This is a genomic window from Asanoa sp. NPDC050611, from assembly GCF_040654855.1.
In the GTDB taxonomy this organism is placed as follows: Bacteria; Actinomycetota; Actinomycetes; order Mycobacteriales; family Micromonosporaceae; genus Asanoa.
The window spans coordinates 1-1,225 of sequence record NZ_JBFAIU010000698.1; the positions used below are offsets into that span (position 1 = coordinate 1).

At 67.8% G+C, this 1,225-nt stretch carries 1 protein-coding gene; it reads left to right on the plus strand.

The genetic code is table 11. The features are described from left to right. Positions 1 to 86 precede the first annotated feature (86 nt). Positions 87 to 1,225, plus strand: a 1,139-nt coding sequence (locus AB0H87_RS41920) for an ABC transporter substrate-binding protein (protein WP_360159476.1), incomplete at its 3' end; no start/stop codon positions are given.

The following is a 1,225-nucleotide window of genomic DNA, read 5'->3' on the forward strand; positions in this document are numbered from 1 at the left end:
AGCCAGCCGCCGACACTGGAAGAGCTGTTCCTGCGGCACTACCAGAAGGAAGAGTGGAGCTGACGGGCCCCGGCGCCGCGCACGGTGTGCTGCAGGAGCGGGCGCTGCGGATCACCGTCGACACGCTCAACGAAGAGGGCGTGCCGGTCGGCAACCTGCGGCGGCGGGTCAAGATGATCTACCGCGACAACGGCAGCCGGCCGGAGACCGCCGAGCAGCAGGCGACCGAGCTGATCGGCAAAGAGGGCGTGCACGCGCTGATCGGTGGCGTCCAGGCCGAGACCTCGCTGAAGATGCTCCAGGTCGCCCAGACCGAGCAGGTGCCGTTCATCTCGCTCGCGTCCGCCGACGGCATCGTCACGCCGCTGCCGCAGCGCACCTACATCTACAAGCTCCAGCCCAACGCCGAAGACGTCGCCCGAATGATGGCCGACCTCCTCAGGTCGAAGAACTGGACCAAGGTCGGCGTTCTCTACTCCGGCGGTGCCTATGGCCGTGCCGGCATCTCGGCGCTGCGCAGGTCGCTCGGCGGCGTCATTGCCGAGGAGGCGCAACTCCCCGCGACCGGCAGCAACGCCAACCTCGCGGCGCAGAAGGTTGTCAGTGCCAGCCCGGAGGCGATCATCATCTGGGCGCAGGCACCCGACACCGGCACGGCCGCACAGGCAGTGCGCAGGCTCCGGTTTGGGGAGCCCTTCATCCTCGACCCGGGTGGCGTCGCCGACGACACGCTGTCGGGTGATGACAACCCGACCGCCGTGGACGGGTCGTTCGCCATCCATCCGGCATCGCTCGCCGGCATGTCGTTGACCGACACCACGATGGCCGACCTCGATCGGCGCGACTTCATCTACCGCTACATTCAGAAGCATGGCGCGTTCCGCGGCTTCGCGCCCTACAGCTCCGACGCTGTCCGTCTGATCGCCAACGCGGCGCGACTGGGTCGCAGTGTCGACCGCGGGCGCATCCGGGTCTATCTGGAAAACCTGATCAGCGAGGGTATCGCCGGCTCGTACGACTTCGCACCGATCAGCCACGGCGGCATGACGGCCGACTCGCTGGCCGTTTTCCAGATCAACGACGGCGCATGGATCCGCATCAGCTTGCGGCCGGGCGTACTCGCCGAGCTTGGTCTGGAAAGCGCGGTCAAGGCACCACTGGATGCCGTGTGTCGACATGCCACGGAGCTGGACCGGCTGCCCGGCGCGGTCGCACAGGTGGACGC